This is a genomic window from Cellulomonas sp. P1_C4 (assembly GCF_056406355.1).
The window spans coordinates 101,159-124,235 of record NZ_JBFUAI010000010.1 but is presented as its reverse complement, the minus strand read 5'-3'; the positions used below and the strand labels follow the sequence as shown (position 1 = coordinate 124,235).

The window sequence follows — 23,077 nt, the reverse complement described above, 5'->3', positions numbered from 1 at the left end:
GCCCAGTGTGTGCACTGTCCGGTTCCGACGCGCTTCAGTCGCCGACCATCAGCGCGACGCCGCCGGTGATCCGGACCAGCTCGTCGAAGGTCGTCGGGAACACCGTGTGCGGCGTCCCGCCGGCGGCCCAGACCTGCGGGTAGTCGCCCAGCGCGACATCGACGACCGTCTCCAGCGGCTGCGGGTGACCCAGCGGGGCGACGCCGCCGATCGCCTGCCCGGTCGCCGCCCGCACCTGGTCGGGCGTGGCGCGGCCGATGTGAGCCTTGCCCAGCAGCCGCGCGAGGGCGCCGGTGTCCACCCGGTGCCGCCCGCTGGTCAGCACGAGGAGCGGCCGGTCGTCGGCCCAGAAGACGAGGCTGTTGGCGATGGCGCCCACCTCGACGCCCACGGCCGCGGCGGCCTCGGCCGCGGTCCGCGCGGAGTCGGGCAGCTCCACGACCTCGCCGAGCACCCCGGCGTCCGTGAGGGCGGAGGCGACGACCCGAGAGCGGGTCGGCAGGTGGGAGAGGTCGGTCACGGGTTCTCCTTCGGCGGCAGCCGGCGACGCGGCTGGAGGCGGATGTTCGGCAGCTCAGGGGCGGGGATGCGGGCGCCGTCGTGGCCCGCGACCAGCCCGAAGCGTTCGGCGCGGCCGTCGGACTCCCAGTCGGCGCGGGCCTGGGCGATGTCGGCGTGGTTGCGGCCGACGAAGTTCCACCACATGACGAGGTCGTGCGCGAAGGGTGTACCGCCGAGCAGCATCAGTCGGGCGCCGTCGTGCGAGGTGAGCCGGACCGAGTCCCGGCCGTCGCCGAGGTACAGCAGCCCGCTCGTCGTGTGCGGCGTGCCCGCCACCTGCGCGGAGCCGCCCAGCAGCAGCACCGCGTGCTCGAAGCCGCGGACCAGCGGGATCTCGAGGTCGGCGTGCGCGTCGAGGACGATCTCGGCCCCGAGCAGCGGGGTGTGCACGCGGGCCGGGGACCAGGTGCCGTCGAGGTCGCCGATGAACACGGTGGCGCGCGCCCGCGGCCCCTCCCACACGGGCAGGTCGCCCACCTGGACGAACCCCGGCGGGCCGGCGGCCACCCCGTCGGGCAGCGCGACCCACAGCTGCACCGCGTGCAGCAGGGGCTCGACGCCGAGCGAGAACTCGGAGTGCGCGACCCCGTGCCCCGCCGTCATGAGGTTGAGCTGCCCGGGCCGGACCACCGCCTCGGACCCGACGCTGTCGCGATGCAGGATCTGTCCGGAGACCGGCCAGGTGACCGTCTGCAGGCCGGTGTGCGGGTGCGGGAGCACCTTCATGTCCACGTGCTGGGGACCGAACTCGTCGAGGAAGCACCACGCGCCGACCGTCGGCAGGGCCCGCTGGGGGAGCGTCCGCCGCACGCGCATCGCGCGCACCCCGCCGAGGGGCACGTCGCGCGCCTCGTGCAGCTCCACCACGGGTCCGTGCGAGGGCACGAGGTCGCACACTTCCGGCACGGGCCGCACCTCGAGGTTCGTCATGAGGCCACACTAGAAGTCGGACCTCACACGCGGGGGGCCTTGCGCGTCTGCACACTGTGAGCGTGAAGGAACCGTTCGAGCGGGTGGTCGTGGTCCACGGGCCCACGGTGCTGCGCGTGTGCCGTGCGGTGCTCGGCCCGGCCGACGCCGACGACGCGTGGTCGGAGACGTTCCTCGCCGCGCTCCGCGCCTACCCGTCGCTGCCCGCCGACGCCAACGTCGAGGCCTGGCTCGTGACGATCGCCCACCGCAAGGCGATCGACGTGGTGCGCCGCGCCGCCCGGCACGCCGTGCCGGTGGCGGACGTCCCGGACCGACCGGTGCGCCCCGACGGCCGCGACCTGGACCTGTGGGCAGCGCTGGCCGCGCTGCCGTCCAAGCAGCGCCAGGTGGTCGCGTACCACCACCTCGGCGGGCTGCCCTACGACGACGTCGCCGCGCTCGTCGGCGGCACGGCCGCGGCCGCGCGGCGAGCGGCGTCCGACGGTGTGGCCACCCTGCGCCGCACCGTGACCGACCAGGAGGGATCATGATCGAGATTCCCGACGTCAGCGCCGACGACCTCGCTCGCCTGCACCGCGACCTGGCGGCCCGGGCCGCCGCCGACGGGCTGCTCGACGTCGCCTACCGCACCGTCGACAGCCCCGTGGGCCGGTTGCTGCTGGCGCGCACGCCCGCGGGCCTGGTCCGGGTCGCCTTCGAGGTCCAGGACCACGACGCCGTGCTGTCCGCGCTGGCGTCCTCGGTGAGCCCCCGCGTCCTGGAGGCGCCGCAGCAGCTCGACGACGTCGCCCGCGAGCTCGACGAGTACTTCGCGGGCCGGCGCACCGCGTTCGACGTGCCGCTCGACCTGCAGCTGCTGCGCGGCTTCCGCCGGGACGTCGTCCTGCACCTGCCGGACATCGCCTACGGCCGGACCGCGAGCTATGCGGCGATGGCGACCCTCGCCGGCAGCCCGCGGGCGGTGCGGGCGGTCGGCACGGCCTGCGCGCTCAACCCCCTGCCACTCGTGCTGCCGTGCCACCGCGTGGTGCGCTCGGACGGCTCACCCGGCCAGTACGCCGGGGGAGCGGAGGCCAAGATGACGCTCCTCGAGCTCGAGACGCGTGTCGGTGTGGCGGCGTAGCGTCGTCGCCATGTGCCGGAACATCACCACGCTCCGAGGGCTCGAGCCACCCGCCACCTCGGAGGAGATCGAGGCCGCCGCGCGGCAGTACGTCCGCAAGGTGACGGGGGTCCAGTCGCTGAGCGACGCCACCCGGGAGCCCTTCGAGGACGCCGTCCGACAGGTCGCCGCCATCACGGCCCGCCTGCTCGACGAGCTGCCCGCCCGCCGGCAGCCGCCGACCACGGTGCCGCCGCTGCGACGCGCGGACGTGCAGGCGCGGATCGCCGCACGGGAGGCGCACGAGCGGGCGCACGAGCTGGGGCTGCCCCACGAGCACGAGGATGACCACGTGCACGAGCACGCCGGGGTCTAGAGGGGCCAGCGCACCAGGCGGGGGATGCCGTTCGGCGCGACGGCCGCGAGCGCCAGGAACCGGGCCTCGGCCCGGTGCAGGCGGATGTGCTCGTCGAGCGACCAGGTGGGTCCGTTGGTGAGCTCCATGCCGCACGCGCAGGCGATCGTCACCCGACCGTCGTCGGTCTGCGTCACCTGACCCACGGTCGTGTGCTCGGTGGCGGCGCGGACCTTGGCGTGGCGCATCTCGGCGCTCACGGGCTGGACGGGGTTCTCCACGGGTTCAGCCACGAGCCCATCCTGGCGCAGCAGGCTCAGTTCTCGGCCCGGATCTGCTCGTCGTCGACCAGCTGGTCGAGCTCGAACGACTCGTCCCACTCGCCGCCACCGAGGCTCGGCATCATCTCGCGCAGGCGCGGCCGCCACGCCTCGGCGTGCTCGGGGAAGCAGCGCTCGAGGAGGTCGAGCATGGTGGCGACGGCCGTCGACGCGCCCGGCGAGGCGCCCAGCAGGCCCGCGATGGAGCCGTCGGCGGACGTGATCAGCTCGGTGCCGAACTCCAGCACGCCGCCCTTGGCCTTGTCCTTCTTGATGACCTGGACGCGCTGACCGGCGGTGATGAGCTCCCAGTCGCGCGGGTGGGCCGTCGGCATGAACGCGCGGAGCGTGCGGAGGCGGTCGGTGTCCGTGGCGGTGACCTCCCCGACCAGGTACTTGACCAGGTCGAGGTTCCGGATGCCCACCGCGAGCATCGGGATGAGGTTGCTCGGCCGGATCGACCGGATGAGGTCCGTCCACGAGCCGTTCTTCAGGAACTTCATGCTCCAGCCCGCGTACGGGCCGAACAGGAGTGCCGTGCCGCCGTCCACCACGCGGGTGTCCAGGTGCGGCACCGACATCGGGGGAGCGCCGATGTCCGCCTTGCCGTAGACCTTCGCCTGGTGCCGGGCGACGATCTCGGGGTTCGTGGTCTTGAGGAACTGGCCGCTGATCGGGAAGCCTCCGAAGCCCTTGGCCTCGGGGATGCCAGAGCTCTGCAGCAGGGTCAGCGCGCCACCGCCGGCACCGATGAACACGAACCGGGCGGCGACCTTGCGGCTGCGCAGGTGGCCGTTCCAGCGGCGGTCGGCCATGCGCAGCGACCAGGTGCCGTCCTTCTTCTGGCGGAGCTTGGTGATCTCGGACTCGGTGTGCAGGCGCGCGCCGCGCTCGACGGCGTCGGCGACCATCGCGCGGGTCAGGCGTCCGAAGTCGACGTCGGTCCCCTCCGCGGCGCGCGTCGCCGCGACGGGCTCCGACGGGTCGCGGTCGTCGACGAGCAGCGGGGCCCACCGCGCGATCTGCGCGGGGTCGGTGCTGAACTCGAGGTCGGAGAACAGGGGGTGCTTGCGCAGCGTCTCGAACCGGCGGCGCAGGTAGTCGGCGTTGTCGGCGCCACGCACGAACGTCATGTGCGGGGTGGTCGACAGGAAGCCGTCGCCGCCGGGCAGGCGGTCGTGCGTCGACAGGTGGTTCCACAGCTCGCGCGACAGCTCGAACTGCTCGTTGATGGTCACGGCCTTCGAGATGTCGATCGTGCCGTCCGCGCGCTCGGGCGTGTAGTTGAGCTCGCAGAGGGCCGCGTGACCCGTGCCCGCGTTGTTCCACGCGTTGGAGCTCTCCTCGGCCAGCGCCGGGCGCCGCTCGTGGATCTCGACGGTCCACGTGGGCTCGAGGGTGGTGAGGAGCGCGGCGAGCGTGGCGCTCATGATCCCGCCCCCGACGAGGACGACGTCGACGATCTCTTCGCGTTCTGGCACGTTTTCGATCGTATGTTGACGTCGAGATACCCCCGGTCCCGAGAGCCTGTGATCTTGCACACGCGGGCCCGGAGCACGGGTGCTCCGGGCCCGCGTCAGCGGGGTGCGTGGTGGGTCCGTGTCACGCGCCACCCACCCCGCGGCTCATCCGTTGCCGCAGCGGGCCCCGTTGAGCGTGAACGCGGCCGGTGTGGCGTTGGTCCCGGTGTGGGACCCGTTGAAGCCGATGTCCACGCTGCCGCCGGCCGGGATCGAGCCGTTCCAGGCGGCGTTGGCCACCGTCACGGCCGCACCGGTCTGGCTGTACACGCCCGACCAGCCGTTGGTCACCTGCTGGCCGTTGGCGAACGTGAAGCCCAGCGTCCAGCCGTTGATCGCCGACGAGGAGCCGTTGGTGATCCTGACCGAGGCCGTGAAGCCCGTATTCCAGTCCGACGTCGTGTAGCGCACGGTGCAGGTGGCGGCCGGCGTCGTGGGGCTGACCGTCGGCGTGGGGCTGACCGTCGGCGTGGGGGTCACCGTGGGTGTGGGTGTGGGCGTGGGTGTCGGGGTCGGGGTGACCGTGGGCTTCGGGATCGTCGGCGTGGGTGTCGGCGTCGGCGACGTCGTCGGGTCCGTGCCCGTCAGGTTGCCGACGATGATGCCGCGGCCGTTCGTCGCGACGTAGACCCGGCCGTACACGTCGGGGTCGCCGATGACGTTCTCGCCGGTCCAGCCCCACTGGTGGGCGTCGTCGTTGATCCGCACCCATGTCGCACCGGCGTCGATCGAGCGGAAGATCCCGCGGACCCCGCCGATCTTCGACGACGTGTAGATCGCGGGGTAGGACGCGCCGGGCGCGGCCTTGCCGAACCCGACGGTGTCGCCCTGCTCGACGGCCGCGATCCTGGTGAACGTCGCGCCCGAGTCGGTCGAGTGCCACAGGCCGTAGGCGCCGCCCTTGTCGTCACCACCCGCCAGCCACACGTCGCCCTCCCGGCCGAAGACCGCGGAGAAGCGGGCGGGACCCGCCGCGGGCAGACCCGTGGCCTTCGACGCCGTGAACGTCACGCCGCCGTCCACCGAGGTCCAGAACGTGCCGGCCGAGAACGCGTAGAACTTCAGCGGGTTGACGCGGTCGGACTCGACGCGAGCGCCCGTCGGTACGCCCGTCGACCTCGTCCAGCTCGAGCCCAGCGTCGAGGACGTGTACACGCCGCCGCCGTCGGTGCTCCACACGATGCGGCTGCCGTCGGCGCTCATCGCGACCGTGCCCGGACCGGTCACGCCGGCCGGCTCCTGGCCCGCCCACCACGAGCTGCCGCCCGAGGTCGAGATGCCGATGCGCGGCACGCCCACGTCGCCCTTGCCCACCCGGACCATCGTCGCGGGCGTCTTCTCGGCGAAGTCCACGCCGGTGATCGAGCCGAGGGCCGGCGCGGTCGACGAGTACGCCGGCGGGACCTTGGTGATGTCGCTGTGCACGAAGCCGCCGATGTCACCGAGCCCGGAGATCAGCTGCGTCGCGCCCGGGGGAGAGGCCAGGTCGAGCACCGCCGTCTCCTCGAGCCCCTGCGCCTTGACGCCGATGGCGACCTTGCCGCCGGTGTCCCACGCGGTGAGGTTGGAGCCGCCGTAGACCGTGGCGCCCGTGCCGTAGAGGAACGAGTTCGAGTCGAACGGGTCGATCTCGAACGACTCGGTCATCCAGCCGAGCTTCGGGCTGGGCTCCGGGGGAGCGGCCCGCTTGCCGAAGTCGAGCCACGGCGCCCCCGAGATGTCGAGGGAGTACCGCAGGGTGCGGTCCGGGTACCCGTTCCAGTCCCAGATGCGGGACCACGTGGCGCCACGGTCGGTGGACCGGAACACCTGGATGTCCGGGAACCACGAGACCTGCGTGACGGCCATGATCGTGTTCGGGTGCTGGCGGTCGATCGTCAGGCCGCTGTAGCCGAAGTAGTTGTCCGTGCTGCTCGACGGCACCGGGCTGATCTGCGTCCACGCACCGGTGGCCGCGTCCAGCCGCCACAGGTCGCCGTGCCCGCCGTCGTACGGGCCGCCGGTGTCGCTGGTCGCGATGTAGAGCTGCTTGCCGACGGAGTCGAAGACGCCCTTGTGCGCGATGAGCCCGGTCGGCTGGCCGGCGATCCGCGACCACGTCGCGCCCGCGTCCGTCGACCGGTAGACGGTGTTGTCCTTGTCGGCCACGCCGACGTAGATCGTCTTCGTCGGCGACCCCGTGGTGCCGCTGGTGGGGTCGAACGTCACCCACACGACTCCCTGGTTGGTGGTGAGGTACCCGCTCGGGTCGCTCGGGTCCTGCGCGTAGTTGCCGACGTTGGTGAAGCTCGAGACCTTGGCCCAGGTGACGCCCGAGTCCGTGCTGCGCCACAGCCCGTTGCCGCCCTCGGTGCCGAAGTACAGGACGCGGTCGTCGTTGGGGTCCACCTGCAGCCGTTCGCCCATGCCGCGGCCGGGCATGTTGCCCCCGACCTTGAACGGCAGGGCGGTCTTCGACCACGTGGCACCGCGGTCCGACGAGCGCAGGATCGCGCCGTTGTTCGGGTCCCAGCTGTTCGTGTACATGCCGGCCGCGACGAACACCTTGTTCGGGTTCACCGGGTCGGTCGCCAGCGACAGGACGCCGTTGTGACCCCAGTCGCTCCAGCCGATGCTGTCGAGCAGCGGGATCCAGCGCTTGGTCGTCTGGTCCAGGCGGTACGCGCCGCCGATGTCGGTCCGGGCGTACACGAGCCCCTTCTCCGACTGGTTGTAGACGATCCCGGGGACGAACCCGCCGCCGACCACCTCGACGTTCCCCCACGTGTACGGGGTCGTCGCGGCGTGCGCGGGTTCCTGGGTGGCGACGGCGACGAACGCGCTGGCGACCAGKGCGCCCGTGGCGGCGACCGCCGCGAGCCTGGCGGGGGTGCGGGGTACGAGCGAGGGGGCGGGCATCCGCGGCACTCCTTCGTGAAGGCGGGAGGGCTCCGGGCGGCGTTGCCGGGGACCCTGAGGACCGCCGCTGGGCGACGACCGCCGCGACCGTAGCGAAGCGCTTCGAACCTCCAGCAGGGAGCGAATCGTTTAGCCCGGCACGGGACGCGGGCGACCACGGGCTGGTCCGCGCGTGCGGCGGGGGACCGCGGACGGTAGAACCGAACCATGAGCCGCAACCGCGACCTGACGTCCGACCCCTCCGCCGAGCACCTCGCCGATCGTGAGCACGCCCAGGCCGAGCTCGATGCCGCCGATGCCCGTTCCGGTGGCAACCCCGACCGCGGCCCGCGGTCGCTGACCGCCGTCGAGCTCGAGGCCGACGACGAGCCCATCTCCAGCAACGACGAGTGGGACGACCCCGAGCGTCTCTAGCTCAGGTCGAGCCCGTACTCGCGGGCTCGCCGCAGCAGCGTCTGGCCGTCGGGTCCCTGCAGCACGGTGATCCCGTCGGGCCGCCGCGCGGCCTGCTGCTCCGCGCGCAGCGCCTCGGTGGTGGGCGCGGGGACGCCGTGCGCCAGCACGTGCTCGGTGAACGTCAGCTGCCGGATGAGGATCGCCCGCACGTGGTCGCCGAACCGCTGCGCCGCGCCCGCGTAGATCTGCGGGTCGCGCTGACCGTCGTCGCCCACCAGCACCCATTGCACGTCGGGCAGCTCGGTGAAGAGCCGTCGCAGCTGGGCCACCTTGTGCTCGGGCCCGCTGCGGAACCAGCCGCTGTTGGTCGGTCCCCAGTCGGTGAGCAGCAGCGGTCCCGCCGGGTAGCGCCACCGGCGCAGGCACCGGGCGATCGTCGGCGCGGCGTTCCAGGCGCCGGTCGAGAGGTACACCACCGGGACGTCCGTACCACCGGACCGCAGCTCGGCGTACAGCCGCGCCATCCCGGGCACGGGCTCCCGGGCGTTCTCGTGGCGCACGAGCACGTTCCACGCGGCGACGAAGGGGCGAGGCAGGCGCGTGACCATCACCGTGTCGTCGATGTCGCTGACGATGCCGAACCGCGTCTCGGGCCCGATGACCTGGACGGGAGCGGTCGCGGTCCTACCGTCGGCCGTGGTCAGCCGCACGTCGTGCCAGCCGGGCGGAAGGTCGGACTCGAGGACCGCGTCGACGTAGCCGCCCCGGTCGGTCACCACGTCGTGGGTCCGGTCGCCCACCTGGACCGAGAGCTCGGCTCCCGAGACCTGCGCGGTGGCGAAGCTGCGCCAGCCGCGCACGGTGCTGGCCGACCGGGCGCCGGCCTGGGCGTCCGAGCCCGCACCGGGCAGGTCGTCGTCGCCGACGTGCGGCGCCGCAAGCACTGTCCGGGCCAGCACCCGGACCCACCCGGGTGCGCCGTATCCCGCGTACGGCTCGATCCGGACGGTCCACCCGCGAGCGCGGAGCCGGTGCGCGACGGCGCGGTCGAACTGGTCCTCGAGCCGGGCGGCGAGGTGTGTCCGCGGGACGGCCGACGCCGGCCCGGCGCGAGCCGTACGGAGCACCGGCCCGCCGCGGGACGAGCCGACGACGGGCCGGGCGATGGGGGATGCGCTCACGCGTTGTCCTTGACCGACGCCTTCCGCGCGGCGGTCTTCTCACTCTGCGCATTGCCGGTGGTCAGCGCTCCGCCGGCCGACTCCAGGTGGGCACGCACGAACCAGTGGAACAGCTCGAGCTCGTGCAGGTGCCCGATCAGCAGGTCGTTGGTGACGTCGTCGAGCTCCTCGACGTCCTTGGCAGCCTGGCGGTGGTTCTCGATGACGCCGATGTAGACGACGTCGAGCGCGCCGAGGTGGGCGATCGCGCTGTCCCGACCGAGGGAGTAGTCCTCCCAGCTGCGGTTGGCCACCAGCGCACCGGGCGTCCCGACGGGTGCGACGCCGAGGGTCGCGATGCGCTCGGCGATCGCGTCGACCATGAGCCGGACGGCGTCGACCTGCGGGTCGAGCATCTGGTGCACCGCGATGAAGTGCGGACCGACCACGTTCCAGTGGATGTGCTTGAGCGTCAGCGCGAGGTCGTTGAGCGCGTCGAGACGCTGCTGCAGGATCGCGGCGACCTCGGCGCCTTCCTTCGGGGTGAGCGACGGGACGGTGTACTTCGGCAGCGCCATGACGGCTCCTTCTGTGCAGTCCGCGGGGTGTTCTTCCCGGCGGGTGACCACGCTGCCAAAGGTGGGGACACCTCGCCATCCGAGATGCCTCAGGCGAACGGATCTCCTCGCTCGGCGTAACGTGCGGCCACCTCGTCGGGCCCCAGCTGCGTCAGACCCGGGCCGATCTCGTCCCACCAGCGCGGCGCCGCGACGTGCGGGTCGTCCCGGCCGCGCAGCGAGTACGGGGTGATCGTCGTCTTCGCGGGGTGGTTCTGCGACCAGTCGATGAGGACCTTGCCCCCGCGGAGGTCCTTCTTCATGACGGCGACCACCAGCCGGGAGTTCGCGGCGGCGATCTCGTAGGCGACGTCGCGCGCGTACTGCCGGATCTCCATCACCGTCTGGGTCCCGGGCAGGGGTGCGTACAGCTGCATCCCCTTGCTCCCCGACGTCACGGGCACCGTGGTCTCGATGCCGTCCTGGCGCAGCCGGTCCGCGACGAGGTGCGCCACCTCCGCACACTCGGCCAGCCCCGCGGGTGCGCCGGGGTCGAGGTCGACCACCAGCCGGTCGGGCTTGTGGATCTTGCCGCGCGGGCCCACCCGCCACTGGGGTGTGTGCAGCTCGAGCGCCCCCTGGTTCGCCGCCCACACGAGCCCGGCCAGGTCGTCGAGGAACGGCAGCTCCAGCTCGGCGCCCTCGTCCTCGGCACCGGGCGCCGCCCGCAGCGTCTGCCGGCGCACCCAGTCCGGGGCGCCGCGCGGCGTGTTCTTCTCGAAGAACTTCTCGCCGGCCACCCCGTCGGGCCACCGGATCCGGGTGACCGGCCGGTCCTTGAGCTGGGCCAGGAGCGCGGGCGCCACCTGCACGAGGTAGTTCATGACCTCGGCCTTGGTGGTCCCGGTCGACGGATACATGACCTTCTCGAGGTGGCTGACCCGTACCTGCCGGCCCTCGACGTCGACCATCTGTCGCTCGGGCGTCATGGCTGCTCCCAGGGATCGGCGTCGGTGTCCGTGCGCACGCCCCGCACCACCGGCTGACGCAGCCGGCCCGTGGGCGTCCGGGTCAGGTAGAGGGTGTCGACGACCACCGTGGGCTCCACCCACCGCGTCCCGCGCGCGTCGACGGCCGGCACCTCGTCGTCGAACGGCGAGTCCACCCGCGGCTGGAGCAGTCGCTGCAGCTCGGTGGCCCGCTTGCCCGTCAGGCCGCTGCCGGCCCGCCCGAGGTAGCGCAGCGCACCATCGGCGTCGCGGGCGCCGAAGAGCACCGCGCCGAGCCGGCCGGACCCGTTGGTCTCCTCGCGCCAGCCGCCGACGAGCGCCGCGCGCGTGGTCCGGTGCGGCGCCTTCACCCAGTCCGGCGACCGTCGGCCCGGCTGGTAGGTCGACGACCGCCGCTTGGCGACGACGCCCTCGAGGCCGAGCTGCTTGGTGATCTCCCACAGGTCTGCGCCGTCCGGGTACACCGGGGAGAGCTCGACGCGGTCGGGCAGGTCGAGCCGCGACAGCGTGTCCCGGCGCTCGTCGTACGTGCTCCGCGTGAGGTCGACGCCGTACAGCCGCAGCACGTCGAACACCAGGAACGTCACCGGGCGCTGGGCGGCGAGCGCCTCGGCGCGGCGCACGTCGCGCACGTGCATGCGCTCCGCCAGGGCGCTGAACGACGGGATGCCGTCGGCCATGAGGACGATCTCGCCGTCGAGGATCGCGCCCTGCAGGTCGACCAGCCCGGCCAGCTCCGGGTACGCCGGGGTGATCTCGCGCTCGTTGCGGCTCCACAGGCGCAGGCGGCCCGAGGTGGTGTCCGCGAGCGCCCGGACGCCGTCCCACTTCACCTCGAAGGCCCATTCCGACCCGCGCGGGAGCTCCGCCGGACCGGTTGCAGGGGTGGCGAGCATGGGCTCCACGGGTCCATCCTGCCCATAGGAGGCCGCGCGAGGCGCGGCCGAGCATCAACACGCCCAGCAGCCACCGACGGAGGTCACGACCATGCGAGCGATCTGGAAGGGTGCCGTCGCCTTCGGGCTGGTCAACGTGCCGGTGCGGCTGTACTCGGCCACCGGCGAGCACGAGGTCACGCTGCACCAGGTGCACAAGGAGGACGGCGGCCGGATCCGGTACCGCAAGTTCTGCAGCATCGACAACGAGCCGGTCGAGATGTCCGACATCGCCAAGGGCTACGAGACCGACGACGGCGAGCTCGTCGTGCTCACGGACGAGGACTTCGCGTCGCTGCCTCTGTCCACCGAGCGCGAGATCGAGGTGCTCGAGTTCGTGCCGGTGGACCAGGTCGACCCGATCCTCCTGCAGAAGACCTACTACCTGGAGCCCGAGAAGACCGCCGCCAAGCCGTACGCGCTGCTGCGCGGGGCGCTCGAGCAGGCGGACCGGGTGGCCGTGGTCAAGGTCGCGCTGCGCCAGCGCGAGTCGATGGCGATCCTGCGCGTGCGCGACAACGTCATCGTCATGCAGACGCTGCTGTGGCCCGACGAGATCCGGGCGGCCGACTTCCCGGTGCTCGACGACGACGTCTCGGTGCGCCCCCAGGAGCTGGCGATGGCCGCCTCGCTCGTCGACTCGCTGGCCGCCGACTTCGACCCGTCGCAGTACGAGGACCGGTACGCCGGCGCCCTCGAGCAGCTGATCGAGGCGAAGGTGTCCACCGGGAACACGCGTGCCGTGCCCGTGCCTCCGGGCGAGGAGGCCGGCGCGGACGGCGGCGGCGACGTCGTCGACCTGCTCGCGGCGCTCCAGCGCAGCGTGGAGAAGGCGCGCGGTGCCCGCGGAGACAGCCCGGCCGCCGACGAGGAGCCGGCGAAGCCCAAGGCCAAGGCGAAGAAGCCGAAGTCCGACGAGGACGAGCCGACCCCGCGCAAGACGCGTCGCAAGGCGTCGTGAGCGAGGCAGCCGACAGGCAGGCGGAGTCGGTCGCGTCGCTGCGCCGCATCGCGTTCCTGCTCGAGCGCGCCCAGGCCAGCCCGTACCGGTCCGAGGCCTTCCGTAAGGCGGCCGTCAGCGTCGAGCGGCAGGACCCCGACCGCCTCGTGGCGCTCGCCGCGTCGGGTTCGCTGGCCGACCTGCCCGCGGTGGGTGCCCGGACGGCCGACGTCGTCGCGCACGTGCTGCGGGGCAAGCCGGTCGACTACCTGGACACGCTCGAGAGCGAGTACGCATCCGCGGCGGGCACCGACGTCGATCCGCGCGCGGCGGCGCTGCGCGCGGCACTCCGCGGCGACCTCCACTCCCACACCGAGGCGTCGGACGGCACGACGCCCATCCAGGAGATGGTGCTGGCCGCCCTCGAGCTGGGCCACGAGTACCTGGCGATCACCGACCACTCGCCGCGCCTCACGGTGGCCAACGGCCTGTCGGCGCCCCGGCTGCGCGCCCAGCTGGACCAGGTCAGCGCGCTGAACCGCGCGGTCGGGCCGTTCCGGGTCCTCACCGGGATCGAGTGCGACATCCTCGACGACGGCGACCTCGACCAGGACCCGGACCTGCTGGACCAGCTCGACGTAGTCGTGGCGTCGGTGCACTCCAAGCTCCGCATGGAGTCCGGGCCGATGACGCGCCGGATGATCGCCGCGGTGAGCAACCCGCGCACCGACGTCCTCGGCCACTGCACAGGCCGTCAGATCAAGGGCAAGAGCCGACCGCAGAGCGAGTTCGACGCGCGTGCGGTCTTCGACGCGTGCGCCGAGCACGGCGTCGCCGTCGAGATCAACTGCCGGCCCGACCGCCTGGACCCTCCGCACGAGCTCCTGTCCATCGCGATCGACGCGGGCTGCGACTTCTCGATCGACACGGACTCGCACGCACCCGGCCAGCTGGACTGGCTGATGGCCGGTTGCGCGCGGGCCGCGGAGCACGACCTGGACCCCGCCCGCGTGATCACCACGCTGCCCGTCGAGGAGCTCCTGGCGCGCACGCACCGCTGACGCGACACGCCCGGTGCACGGATCCCGGGGTTTCTCGGGTTAGTGTCAGCCGATCGTCCCCGGTTGCCGCGGTCCTGCCGCGCGCCCGGGAACACGGCCCGGAAGTGGGCCCGCACGTCCGAGTGAACACAGAGGAGCACAACCAGTGAGCGTGAACCGCACCGAGCTCGTCCAGGCCGTCGCGGCCAAGACCGGCCTCACCAACACCGACGCGGACAAGGCCCTCAAGGCCTTCCAGGAGGTCCTCATCGAGAACCTCGCCGCCGGCGAGGCCGTCACGATCCCCGGCTTCCTGGCCGTGGCCCGCGCCGAGCGCGGTGCCCGCACCGGCATCAACCCCCAGACGGGTGAGAAGCTCGAGATCCCCGCGGGCTACCGCGTCAAGCTCACGGCCGGCAGCGCCCTCAAGCGCGCCGTCCAGGGCTGACCTCAGCACTGCCGACAGAGCCCTCGGTCCTTCGGGACCGGGGGCTCTGTCGCGTTATAGTGGGAACCACTCTCAGGAAGGCGAGGTCCCGGCATGGTGGTGGTCCCGCGGCAGACGCGCCAGCGCGCCGAGATCCTGGACCTCCTCGAAGACGTCGACGAGTTCCGCAGCGCCCAGCAGCTGCACGAGATGCTCCGCGCCCGTGGGTCGAGCGTCGGCCTGGCCACCGTCTACCGCGCCGTCCAGAGCCTGTCCGAGCACGGTGACGTGGACGTGCTGCGCACCGAGGACGGCGAGTCGGTCTACCGCCGGTGCGAGCAGCGCAGCCATCACCACCACCTCGTGTGCCGGTCCTGCGGCCGGACGGTCGAGATCGAGGCCGGTCAGGCCGAGGCGTGGGCCGCCCAGGTCGGCGCCGCGCACGGGTTCGACGACGTGGACCACACCATCGAGCTCGTCGGCACCTGCGCCGCCTGCCGCGCGGCCGCCTCGTCCTGACCGTCAGACCCGCTCGCGCCGAGCGATGAGGCGTGGGACCAGCCACCACGACGTGAACAGCAGCACCAGCGACGCGATCCCGACGGCCCGGCCCGCGTCGCGGGACAGGACGACGTCGAAGATCAGCGTGGCGCTGCCCGCCATGACGAGGGCGAGCACCACCAGGCCGGCGCGGGCGAACCGGGCCCCGGCGGCGACCAGCTCGGGCTTGAGCCGCCGGCCGAACAGGATGCGGTGCAGGCTCACGGGCGCGACGAACAACGCGGTCGCCAGCACGGCCAGGAGCACGAGCACCAGGTAGAGGTCCTTCTGGTAGTCGTCGAGATCCGCGAAGCGTTGCTGGAACGGGATCGTCAGCAGGAAGCCCGTGAGGATCTGCGTGCCGGTCTGCGTGACGCGCAGCTCCTGGAGCAGCTCGTTCCAGTTGCGGTCGGCACGCTCGTTGTGCGTCTCGGTCCGGCCGTCGTCGGGATCGGCGTCGATCTCGGGCAAGTCAGCCTCCTCGGTGAATCCACGGATCATCTCGCATGGCACGCCGGGCACGCATTCGCAGCGGCCTCGTCCGTCGGGGGAGACTGCTCCCCGTGACCCGACTGCATGATGCCGACCGCCGCGACTTCGCCTCCGACAACTACGCGGGGGTGCACCCCGAGGTGCTCGCCGCGATCGCCGAGGCCAACGGAGGCCACCAGACCGCGTACGGCGAGGACGTCTACACCGCCCGGTTGCAGGAGGTCGTCCAGCACCACTTCGGCAGCGCGGCCTCGGCGTTCCCGGTCTTCAACGGGACGGGTGCCAACGTCCTGTCGCTGCAGTCCGTGCTGCCGCGCTGGGGGGCCGTCGTCTGCGCGGAGACCGCGCACATCCACACCGACGAGAACGGCGCGCCCGAGCGGGTCGGCGGCGTCAAGCTGCTCACCGTCCCGACACCGGACGGCAAGCTCACGCCCGAGCTCGTCGCCACGCAGGCGTGGGGGTTCGGCGACGAGCACCGCGCACAGCCCGGTGTCGTCTCGATCACGCAGGCCACCGAGCTGGGCACGGTCTACACGCCCGACGAGGTCCGCGCGCTGGCCGACCAGGCGCACGAGCTCGGCCTCCGGCTGCACCTGGACGGCGCCCGGATCTCCAACGCCGCGGCGAGCCTGGGCGTGCCGCTGCGCGCGTTCACCACGGACGCCGGCGTCGACCTGCTCTCGCTCGGCGGCACCAAGAACGGGCTCCTGTTCGGCGAGGCCGTCGTGGTGCTGGATCCCGCCGCGGACGGCGGCCTCACCTACCTGCGCAAGATGGACATGCAGCTCGCGTCGAAGATGCGCTTCGTCTCCGCCCAGCTCGTCGCGCTGTTCGAGGGCGACCTATGGCTGCGGTCCGCGGGGCACGCGAACTCGATGGCGGCGCGGCTGCGCACGGGCATCGAGCACCTGCCCGGCGTCCAGGTGACGCGCCCGACGCAGGCCAACGGCATCTTCGTGATCTTCCCCCCGGGCGTCGCCGACGTGCTCCGCCGCCGCTGGAGGTTCTACGACTGGATCGTGGAGACCGGCGAGGTGCGGCTCATGTGCTCGTTCGACACCACCGAGGCGGACGTCGACGAGCTCGTCGCCGCCGTGAAGGACGCCCTCTCCTGACAGCCGAACGGGGGCCCTCCCGTGGGAGGACCCCCGCTCGGTCGTGCTGCCGCTAGCTCACGCGACGACGGTGCAGGGCGCACCGTTCAGCGTGAAGGCGGTGGGCGCGTTGTTCGTGCCCGTGTGCGAGCCGTTGAACCCGATGTCGGTCGAGGCTCCGGGCGCCAGCGTGGAGTTCCACGACAGGCCCTTCGCGGTGACCGCCGCACCGGACTGCGCCCAGTCGGCGCTCCAGCCCTGCGTGACGGCCTGACCGTTGGCGAACGAGAAGCCGAGGGTCCAGCCGTTGATCGCGGAGCTGCCGGTGTTCGTCAGCTTGATCGACCCGGTGAAGCCGGTGTTCCAGCTGTTGGCCGTGTACTTGATCGAGCAGCTGCTGGTCGTCGTGGCCGTCTTGGTGGTGGCCGAGGCCGCCGCCGAGGCTGCCGAGACGTTGCCGGCCGCGTCCTTGGCCTTGACCGTGAACGAGTACGTCGTGGCGGCCGCGAGACCGGTCACGGTGTAGCTCGTCGAGGTCGTGGAGCCCACGAGCGCGCTGCCGTTGTAGACGTCGTAGCCGGTCACGGCCACGTTGTCGGTCGAGGCGGTCCACGTCAGCGGGACGGTGGACGTCGTCGTCGTGCCGGCCGCGAGCGCGGTCGGGGCCGAGGGCGCCGTGGTGTCCGTGGTGGTGGCCGTCTGCGTGGTGGCCGAGACCGCCGCGGAGGCTGCCGAGACGTTGCCCGCCAGGTCCTTGGCCTTGACCGTGAACGAGTACGCGGTCGCGGCGGTCAGGCCGGTCACGGTGTAGCTCGTCGACGTCGTGGTCGCCACGAGCGTGGTGCCGCGGTAGACCTCGTAGCCGGCGACGCCCGTGCCGCCGGTGTTGTCCGTCGACGCGTTCCACGTCAGCGGGACCGTGGTGGTCGTCGTCGTGCCGGCCGCCAGGCCCGTCGGCACCGAGGGCGCCGTCGTGTCGGTGACCGTGCCGGACGCCGTGGTGGCCGAGACGGCTGCGGACGATGCCGACACGTTGCCGGCGGCGTCCTTGGCCTTGACCGTGAACGAGTACGCGGTCGCGGCGGTCAGGCCGGTCACGGTGTAGGCCGTCGAGGTGGAGGTGCCGACCAGCGTGGTGCCGCGGTAGACGTCGTAGCCGGTCACGGCCACGTTGTCGGTCGAGGCGGCCCACGTCAGCGGCACGCTCGTCGTGGTCGGCGTACCCGCGGCCAGGCCCGTCGGCGCCGACGGCGCCGTAGTGTCGGCCGGGGGAGTGGAGCCGCCGGCGATGACCGGGTAGGCGTTGGTGACCAGCGTCTTGAACTGGGCCTCGAACCACTGGCCCGCGAGCGGGGCGCCCGGCGTGGCGCCGGTCAGCTGGTTCTTGAGCTTGGGCGAGACGAAGGTCGGGTCGCACATGCGGTCGAACCGCTTGCCCTGGTCGTTCGCGATGTCCGTCGACGCACCGTCGGACTCACCCGGGGGCTTGATCCAGACGAAGGCATCGAGGTGCGAGCTGGCGTAGCCGGCCGGCGACGACTGCGGGAGCTCGCCGATGCCGGCGCCCTCCGGGTTGCACCAGGCGCCGCGGTGCACGCGACGGTCCACGCGCGACTGGTCCACGTAGGTGTTGAGGTCGGTGCTCGTCGAGACGGCGGTGGGCCGGTTCGGGCCGCCCCAGCCGTTGCGCGAGGTGTCGACGACCATGCCCAGCGTGGACGGGAACCCGGCCGCCGTGAGCAGTCGGTACATGTGGGCCGTGAAGTCGACCTCGTCGAAGTCGTAGTTCCACTCGTAGAAGCCGCTCGAGCGGATCGGGGTGTTGTTGAGGGACGCGGACCCGTCCGTGAGGAACGGCTCGTTGAGCGGGGTCGTGTTGGCGACGTCGCTGATGAAGCCGTCGACCGAGGCGAAGCCGGCGGTCGTGGACTTCGCCACGTCGGCGAACAACGTCGCGGCGGGACCGGCGTTGCTGTCCCAGCCGAGCCACCCCGAGTGGCCGATGTCGATGTACGTGTAGACGTTGGGGATCGCGTGCAGCTTGTCGAGCGCGTACTTCACGCCCGCCCGGTAGTAGGGCGCCGCCTGCTGGCAGAGCGCCTCGGAGCTGTTGGTCACCAGGTTCGGCAGCGAGTCGGGCTCGATGGTGGCCGAGATCCGGATGTTGGCGTACTTGGGGTCGCTGAGCAGCGCCGCGATGGCGTCGATGTACTCGGTCTTGTAGCGCGCGAGCCCGGCGTCGGTGGCGGGGAGCTCACCGTTGGACGCCAGGGCGTAGCAGTCGCGGCCGGGCAGGTCGTAGATGACCAGGTTGAGGACGAGGGGTGCGGAGCCCTTCTGGGCCACGGCGTTGTCGAGGTGGAACTTCAGCCCCTGACCGTCGGCGTTGCCGGTGATCGCGGTGATCCGGTCCATCCAGACCGCCGTGGGCTGCTTGGCGACGGTGTGCATCTTCGCGGCGAGCGTGGCGTCGCCGGCGCGTGTGGCAGCGCTCTCAACCGACGCCGCCCACGTGGGGTTCACGTACTGCGTGGCGCCGGCGTAGGGGTTGTCGACGTGCGCCTCGGCGGCGCTCGCACTGGTGGTGATGCACAGGGGTGCTGCGACCAGCGCCATCGCTGCCGCTGCGGTAGCGGCCGCGCGCAGACGCTGCCTCACCGCTCTCTTGCCGTGTGTGGACACGTAGTCCTCCGGGAGTCGTTCGGCGTGCCCGGCCGGCCAACCCGCCCGGGCGCAAGTCGCCCGGGGAAGTCCACGGCGACTGATTCGCTAGACCACCACGAGGATTTTCCGGACGGCACGGGGCGAAACGTTTAGGCTTTTCGCGTTACCAAACTGTGACTCGCATGAGAGCGTTCTCATCTTGATCGCGGACCGGTGCTGCCCCGCACCGCGAGGCCGCCGATCCGGAGCTCCCGGCGGGCGCGCAGGTCGCCGTCGAGCACCGCCAGGACGGCCTCGCCGGTGGCCGTCCCGAGGTCACGCTGGGCCGACGGGAGGGTCGTGATGGAGGGCGTCGCGAGCCGGCAGAGGGCCGAGTCGGAGCCCGCGACGACGGACAGGTCCCACGGCACCTCGAGCCCCGTCCGGCGCGCCACGTCGAGCGCGGCGACCGCCATCTGGTCGGAGTCGTAGACGATCGCGGTTGGTGCCCGGCCCCCCGTGAGGAGACGTCTGGTGGCCACCGCGGCCTCCTCGGCGGTGCCTCCCGTGGCCTCGTGGACGAGCACGCCACCGGCCGCGTCGAGGGCCGCGGAGAGGGCGCCGACGCGCGCTCGCGTCCGGAGCAGCGCCTTCGGACCGCTCACCAGGGCCACGTGCCGGTGCCCCAGCTCGAGCAGGTAGCGGCCGACGCGACGGAACGCCTCGCCGTCGTCCAGGGTCACCGCGGCGAGGTCCACATCGCTCTGACCTGCACCGACGATGACCGCCGGGGCGCGCAGGCGGCGGAGCGCGTCGATCCGTGGATCCTCGGCGAGGACGTCGGTGACGACCATGGCGTCGAACCGGCGCTCCGCCCACCACTCGCCGTAGAGCGCGACGGCGGCCTCGGGTCCGTCGACGAGCTGGAGCACCAGCGCGAGGTTGCGGGTGGCGAGCACCTCCTGCAGGGAGATGACGAACTCGAGCACGCCGGTCGCTTGAGCCACGGGGCCGGCGGCGCCGCGGTCGAACACGAGACCGATCGCGCGGGGGCCCGTGCGCATCGACCGCGCGGCAGCGCTGGGGCGCCAGCCGAACTCGTCGGCGACCCGCAGGACGCGTTCGCGCGTCGCGGCCGAGACCCCCGGCCGACCGTTGAGGGCGTACGACACGACGGCGATCGAGACGCCGGCCGCGCGGGCCACGTCGGTGATCGTCGGGCGGCGCGCCGGGGCYGGCGCCGGGCTGGGGKAGGACGGCCCGGACGTCGGCGTCGACGCTGACGCGGAAGAGGCGGGCGCTCCGGAGTCATATGCAGGTGTGACCACGATCACCTAGTGTGTCGCCCGATGCGGGTGAAATGCATCATCTCGGCTCCGACGACGTGGGCGAGGGATGTGGAGTCATGGGAACAGTGCGACGCGGGCCGGTCTCTCCGACGGCTCGGCGAACGATCGGCGTCTTGTCGCCGGTGGTCGGTGGGTTCTACTTCGGGGCCCTCATCGCGGGGGTCGCGCGGGCCGCGCGGGCCGCGGGGCACMGGGTGGTCGCAGTCCAGACGTACCCGGCTGGGCTGGACCGCGAGCGGTACCCCGAGGAGTCGATCCTCGACGCGCCGGTCGCACTGGGGGCGGTGGACGGTCTCGTGGTCGTCGGCAAGGCGCTGCGCAGCGACCGGCTCGCCTCGGTCCAGCAGTGGGGCCTGCCGGTGGTGCTCGTGAGCGAGGAGCCCCAGTCCGCCGAGGACGTTGTGGTGCTTCCGGACAACCCCGGCGGCGTGAAGGCCGCCCTCGAGCACCTGCTCGGGCACGGCCACACCGCGATCGGGTTCGTCGGCTGCCTCACGCAGCGCGACATGCGCGAGCGCTTCGCCGCGTACCGCGCGACGCTCGCCGAGCACGGCATCGAGGCCCCCGACGCCTGGATCTTCGAGGCGTCCGACAACCACGAGCAGGGCGGCGCCGACGCGGCCGCACGCATGCTCACGCTCGGCACCCCGACCACGGCGGTCGTCGCCGCGACGGACCGGAACGCGATCGGCTTCCAGCGCGCGCTGCGGGCCGCCGGCCTGATCCTGCCGCGCGACCAGGCCGTCATCGGGTTCGACCACGCAGACTCGGGCGCCCGGGTGACGCCCCGGCTCTCGACGGTGGACGCGCACTACGACCGGGTGGGCGAGACGGCCGTCTCGCTCCTGCTGTCCCGGATGCGCGGCGAGGAGGTGCCCGGCGGGGAGTACCGGGCGCCGTCGTCGCTCGTCCTGCGCGAGTCCTGCGGCTGCACGGAGGCCACCCGGTCGCCCGCGACCGAGGGGACCGGTGGGCGCAGCGGCTACCAGGCGCTCCGGGCGCTCGCCGAGACCGCCTTCGTGGGTCCGTCCGGCGTGGGTGGGGCGCGCCGCCCCGGTGCAGCGCCGCGAGAAGCGTGGTGGCACGCCGTGGTCGAGCCGATCGAGACGGCGGCCGAGCGCGGGTCGCTGCCCGGCGCGCCGACCCTGGTGCGCCTCGCCGACCTGACGGTCGCGATGCAGCCGCACCCCGAGGCCCTCGAGCAGCTGGTGACCTGCCTCCGTGCGGTGGAGAACGACGTCGTGGAAGCGCTCTCGCACCCGGAGCGCGACACTGCGGTGCGGCGCGCGGTCACCGAGGTGCTGCTGGCGGTGACCAAGGGCTGCACGCGGTCGATGCTCGCGCGCAGCGGGCAGCTCGAACGGACGATCGTCGACCAGTACGAGGTCGACATGGACCTGCTGCGCGGCGACGGTGCCAGCCCGCGGGCGCTCGGCTGGTTGCCGCGGGGCGTGCGGGGGCACGCCTGCCTCGGGCTGTGGCTCGGCGCGGACCGGGGGCCCGGGGACCGCGAGATGGAGATCGTCGGCGTCCACGACACGTCGGGCACCCTCTCGCGGCTGGTGGGCGTGCGCACGACCGCGAGCCAGTTCCCGCCCGCCGCGCTCACGCGTGCCGGGACCGTCGGGTCGAACGAGCTGACGTTCGTCGTGCCGGTGACGTTCGGCGGCAGCGACTGGGGGCTGCTCGCGATCGACGGCACGGTGGAGACCCGGGCGACGAGCGCACGCGACCGGTTCAACCACTGGGCCGCCCTGCTGGCTGTCGCGCTCGACCAGGAGCGCCTGCTCGCCAACCTGCGCGAGCAACGCCGGGCGCTGGAGCAGGCCGCCGCCAGGGAGCGGTCCCTGGCGGACACCGTCCGCGCGAGCGAGGAGCGCTACGCTCTCGCGTCGATGGCCGCGCACGACGGCACCTGGGACTGGGACGTGTCGGCCGGCACGGTCTACTACTCACCGCGCTGGAAGCAGACGCTCGGCTACGCCGACGACGTCATCGGCGACTCGCCGGGGGAGTGGCTCGAGCGCGTGCACCCCGCCGACCGCGACGAGCTGTCGGCGTCGATCGCGTCGCAGCTGGCCGGCGCCGGCTCGCCGCTCGAGCTCGAGCACCGCGTGCGGACGTCGTCGGGCGACTACCGCTGGATGCTCTGCCGCGCCGTGACAGTGCTCGACGACGCGGGCTGCCCCGCCCGGCTCGTCGGCGCCCTGGTCGACGTCACTGAGCGCAAAGAGGCCGAGCTCGCGCTCCAGCGCGACGCGCTGCGCGACCCGGAGACGGGCCTGGTCAACCGGCTGCTGTTCCTCGACCGTCTCGGGGCGGCCGTGCTGCGCGCCCGCCGGGCGCCCGGGTACGACTGCGCGCTCGCGCTGGTGCGCGTCCTCGACGGACCGACCGTCCCGACCCAGGGGCGCCCCGACGGCGTCGGCGACGCGCGTCTCGACCTGCACCGCGAGCTGGTCCGCCGGCTGCGACGCTCGTTGCGCGAGGGGGACACACCCGCGCGCATCGCGGAGGACGACTTCGTCGTGCTGCTCGACGACGTGGGTCCGGGCGGCATGCCGGCGAGGCTGTCGCTGCTGCTGGACCAGCTGCGTCAGGAGCTGGGCTCGCGCGTCGCCATCGGGGTGCTCGGCAGCATCCGCGGCTTCCGTGACGTCGGCGAGGTGCTCCGCGAGGCGGACATCACCGTGCTGCGCGGGGCGTCGCGCTCAGGACGGCCCGAGGCGCGCCCCGGGTCCGTCCTCAGATAGCACGACGCCCCTGCCTCCCCGAGGGGAGGCAGGGGCATCGGGTGTGCGA

The 23,077-nt window shown here is 72.7% G+C and carries 22 protein-coding genes; 10 read left to right on the top strand and 12 right to left on the bottom strand.

The window, feature by feature from the left end; all coding sequences use genetic code 11:
* Nucleotides 1–34: 34 nt before the first annotated feature.
* Nucleotides 35–520 (bottom strand): YbaK/EbsC family protein, encoded by a 486-nt coding sequence (locus AC1DYZ_RS09880; protein WP_477065025.1) that lies wholly within the window; start codon nucleotides 518–520, stop codon nucleotides 35–37.
* Nucleotides 517–1,491 (bottom strand): pirin family protein, encoded by a 975-nt coding sequence (locus tag AC1DYZ_RS09875; protein WP_477065024.1) that lies wholly within the window; start codon nucleotides 1,489–1,491, stop codon nucleotides 517–519. Before AC1DYZ_RS09875 ends, AC1DYZ_RS09880 begins: the two co-directional genes overlap by 4 nt.
* 62 nt (nucleotides 1,492–1,553) lie before the next feature.
* Here AC1DYZ_RS09875 and AC1DYZ_RS09870 point away from each other — a divergent pair, with 62 nt between their 5' ends.
* Genes AC1DYZ_RS09870 through AC1DYZ_RS09860 form a run of 3 tightly spaced genes read left to right on the top strand, consistent with a single transcriptional unit; the run spans nucleotide 1,554 to nucleotide 2,972 of the window.
* A complete protein-coding gene (locus AC1DYZ_RS09870; protein WP_477065023.1) occupies nucleotides 1,554–2,024 on the top strand; it encodes an RNA polymerase sigma factor in 471 nt (156 codons plus the stop codon).
* Nucleotides 2,021–2,617 carry a methylated-DNA--[protein]-cysteine S-methyltransferase gene (locus AC1DYZ_RS09865; RefSeq protein ID WP_477065022.1) on the top strand — a complete coding sequence of 199 codons (597 nt, stop codon included), beginning with the start codon at nucleotides 2,021–2,023 and terminating at the stop codon, nucleotides 2,615–2,617. Before AC1DYZ_RS09870 ends, AC1DYZ_RS09865 begins: the two co-directional genes overlap by 4 nt.
* 10 nt (nucleotides 2,618–2,627) lie before the next feature.
* On the top strand, nucleotides 2,628–2,972 hold the full coding sequence (locus tag AC1DYZ_RS09860; RefSeq protein WP_477065021.1) for a DUF2277 domain-containing protein: 345 nt from the start codon (nucleotides 2,628–2,630) through the stop codon (nucleotides 2,970–2,972).
* On the opposite strand, the gene AC1DYZ_RS09855 is transcribed toward AC1DYZ_RS09860, so the two are convergent.
* The 3 genes from AC1DYZ_RS09855 to AC1DYZ_RS09845 all read right to left on the bottom strand — a co-directional run bounded on the left by AC1DYZ_RS09855 (nucleotide 2,969) and on the right by AC1DYZ_RS09845 (nucleotide 7,689).
* Nucleotides 2,969–3,244, bottom strand: coding sequence for a hypothetical protein (locus AC1DYZ_RS09855; RefSeq protein ID WP_477065020.1), 276 nt, complete (start codon nucleotides 3,242–3,244; stop codon nucleotides 2,969–2,971). The two genes, AC1DYZ_RS09860 and AC1DYZ_RS09855, sit on opposite strands and share 4 nt — an antisense overlap.
* A gap of 23 nt (nucleotides 3,245–3,267) precedes the next feature.
* Complete coding sequence (gene mqo / locus AC1DYZ_RS09850) at nucleotides 3,268–4,752, bottom strand: malate dehydrogenase (quinone) (RefSeq protein ID WP_477065019.1); 1,485 nt, start codon at nucleotides 4,750–4,752, stop codon at nucleotides 3,268–3,270.
* A 144-nt stretch (nucleotides 4,753–4,896) separates the two neighbouring features.
* Complete coding sequence (locus AC1DYZ_RS09845; protein WP_477065018.1) at nucleotides 4,897–7,689, bottom strand: cellulose binding domain-containing protein; 2,793 nt, start codon at nucleotides 7,687–7,689, stop codon at nucleotides 4,897–4,899.
* A 207-nt stretch (nucleotides 7,690–7,896) separates the two neighbouring features.
* On the opposite strand from AC1DYZ_RS09845, the gene AC1DYZ_RS09840 reads away from it, so the two are divergent.
* The gene (locus tag AC1DYZ_RS09840) at nucleotides 7,897–8,103 is read left to right on the top strand and encodes a hypothetical protein (protein WP_477065017.1); all 207 of its coding nucleotides are present in this window, start codon (nucleotides 7,897–7,899) and stop codon (nucleotides 8,101–8,103) included.
* On the opposite strand, the gene AC1DYZ_RS09835 is transcribed toward AC1DYZ_RS09840, so the two are convergent.
* From AC1DYZ_RS09835 to ligD (AC1DYZ_RS09820), 4 genes are all read right to left on the bottom strand, one after another.
* Nucleotides 8,100–9,266, bottom strand: a complete 1,167-nt coding sequence (locus AC1DYZ_RS09835; RefSeq protein ID WP_477065016.1) for an App1 family protein — start codon at nucleotides 9,264–9,266, stop codon at nucleotides 8,100–8,102. The genes AC1DYZ_RS09840 and AC1DYZ_RS09835 overlap by 4 nt on opposite strands.
* A complete protein-coding gene (locus tag AC1DYZ_RS09830) occupies nucleotides 9,263–9,823 on the bottom strand; it encodes a Dps family protein (protein ID WP_477065015.1) in 561 nt (186 codons plus the stop codon). Before AC1DYZ_RS09830 ends, AC1DYZ_RS09835 begins: the two co-directional genes overlap by 4 nt.
* Before the next feature lie 89 nt (nucleotides 9,824–9,912).
* Entirely contained in the window at nucleotides 9,913–10,791 is an 879-nt protein-coding gene (ligD, locus tag AC1DYZ_RS09825) for a non-homologous end-joining DNA ligase (RefSeq protein ID WP_477065014.1), read from the bottom strand.
* Nucleotides 10,788–11,708 (bottom strand): non-homologous end-joining DNA ligase, encoded by a 921-nt coding sequence (gene ligD / locus AC1DYZ_RS09820; RefSeq protein ID WP_477065066.1) that lies wholly within the window; start codon nucleotides 11,706–11,708, stop codon nucleotides 10,788–10,790. Before ligD (AC1DYZ_RS09820) ends, ligD (AC1DYZ_RS09825) begins: the two co-directional genes overlap by 4 nt.
* 91 nt (nucleotides 11,709–11,799) lie before the next feature.
* Here ligD (AC1DYZ_RS09820) and ku point away from each other — a divergent pair, with 91 nt between their 5' ends.
* The 4 genes from ku to AC1DYZ_RS09800 all read left to right on the top strand — a co-directional run bounded on the left by ku (nucleotide 11,800) and on the right by AC1DYZ_RS09800 (nucleotide 14,673).
* Nucleotides 11,800–12,708, top strand: a complete 909-nt coding sequence (gene ku / locus AC1DYZ_RS09815; RefSeq protein ID WP_477065013.1) for a non-homologous end joining protein Ku — start codon at nucleotides 11,800–11,802, stop codon at nucleotides 12,706–12,708.
* Nucleotides 12,705–13,748, top strand: coding sequence for a PHP domain-containing protein (locus AC1DYZ_RS09810; RefSeq protein WP_477065012.1), 1,044 nt, complete (start codon nucleotides 12,705–12,707; stop codon nucleotides 13,746–13,748). Before ku ends, AC1DYZ_RS09810 begins: the two co-directional genes overlap by 4 nt.
* A 145-nt stretch (nucleotides 13,749–13,893) precedes the next feature.
* Nucleotides 13,894–14,175, top strand: coding sequence for an HU family DNA-binding protein (locus tag AC1DYZ_RS09805; RefSeq protein WP_056027540.1), 282 nt, complete (start codon nucleotides 13,894–13,896; stop codon nucleotides 14,173–14,175).
* 93 nt (nucleotides 14,176–14,268) lie between these two features.
* Nucleotides 14,269–14,673 (top strand): Fur family transcriptional regulator, encoded by a 405-nt coding sequence (locus AC1DYZ_RS09800; protein ID WP_456824722.1) that lies wholly within the window; start codon nucleotides 14,269–14,271, stop codon nucleotides 14,671–14,673.
* Between the two features lie 3 nt (nucleotides 14,674–14,676).
* Here the strand turns inward: AC1DYZ_RS09800 and AC1DYZ_RS09795 are convergent, their stop codons facing one another.
* Nucleotides 14,677–15,165 carry a DUF6328 family protein gene (locus tag AC1DYZ_RS09795; RefSeq protein ID WP_477065011.1) on the bottom strand — a complete coding sequence of 163 codons (489 nt, stop codon included), beginning with the start codon at nucleotides 15,163–15,165 and terminating at the stop codon, nucleotides 14,677–14,679.
* 92 nt (nucleotides 15,166–15,257) lie between these two features.
* On the opposite strand from AC1DYZ_RS09795, the gene AC1DYZ_RS09790 reads away from it, so the two are divergent.
* Nucleotides 15,258–16,304 carry a threonine aldolase family protein gene (locus tag AC1DYZ_RS09790; RefSeq protein WP_477065010.1) on the top strand — a complete coding sequence of 349 codons (1,047 nt, stop codon included), beginning with the start codon at nucleotides 15,258–15,260 and terminating at the stop codon, nucleotides 16,302–16,304.
* A gap of 57 nt (nucleotides 16,305–16,361) precedes the next feature.
* Here AC1DYZ_RS09790 and AC1DYZ_RS09785 read toward each other — a convergent pair whose 3' ends face one another.
* The gene (locus AC1DYZ_RS09785) at nucleotides 16,362–18,965 is read right to left on the bottom strand and encodes a glycoside hydrolase family 6 protein (RefSeq protein ID WP_477065009.1); all 2,604 of its coding nucleotides are present in this window, start codon (nucleotides 18,963–18,965) and stop codon (nucleotides 16,362–16,364) included.
* 176 nt (nucleotides 18,966–19,141) lie between these two features.
* Entirely contained in the window at nucleotides 19,142–20,131 is a 990-nt protein-coding gene (locus AC1DYZ_RS09780; protein WP_477065008.1) for a LacI family DNA-binding transcriptional regulator, read from the bottom strand.
* Nucleotides 20,132–20,388: 257 nt separating this feature from the next.
* On the opposite strand from AC1DYZ_RS09780, the gene AC1DYZ_RS09775 reads away from it, so the two are divergent.
* On the top strand, nucleotides 20,389–23,028 hold the full coding sequence (locus AC1DYZ_RS09775) for a substrate-binding domain-containing protein (protein ID WP_477065007.1): 2,640 nt from the start codon (nucleotides 20,389–20,391) through the stop codon (nucleotides 23,026–23,028).
* Nucleotides 23,029–23,077: the final 49 nt, after the last annotated feature.

Excerpts from the sequence above, each read along its gene's own strand:
- AC1DYZ_RS09875 (WP_477065024.1), bottom strand. The coding sequence starts at position 1,491 with ATGACGAACCTCGAGGTGCGGCCCGTGCCGGAAGTGTGCGACCTCGTG.
- AC1DYZ_RS09865 (WP_477065022.1), top strand. The coding sequence starts at position 2,021 with ATGATCGAGATTCCCGACGTCAGCGCCGACGACCTCGCTCGCCTGCAC.
- AC1DYZ_RS09860 (WP_477065021.1), top strand. The coding sequence starts at position 2,628 with ATGTGCCGGAACATCACCACGCTCCGAGGGCTCGAGCCACCCGCCACC.
- AC1DYZ_RS09840 (WP_477065017.1), top strand. The coding sequence starts at position 7,897 with ATGAGCCGCAACCGCGACCTGACGTCCGACCCCTCCGCCGAGCACCTC.
- AC1DYZ_RS09830 (WP_477065015.1), bottom strand. The coding sequence starts at position 9,823 with ATGGCGCTGCCGAAGTACACCGTCCCGTCGCTCACCCCGAAGGAAGGC.
- ligD (WP_477065014.1), bottom strand. The coding sequence starts at position 10,791 with ATGACGCCCGAGCGACAGATGGTCGACGTCGAGGGCCGGCAGGTACGG.
- ligD (WP_477065066.1), bottom strand. The coding sequence starts at position 11,708 with ATGCTCGCCACCCCTGCAACCGGTCCGGCGGAGCTCCCGCGCGGGTCG.
- ku (WP_477065013.1), top strand. The coding sequence starts at position 11,800 with ATGCGAGCGATCTGGAAGGGTGCCGTCGCCTTCGGGCTGGTCAACGTG.
- AC1DYZ_RS09800 (WP_456824722.1), top strand. The coding sequence starts at position 14,269 with ATGGTGGTGGTCCCGCGGCAGACGCGCCAGCGCGCCGAGATCCTGGAC.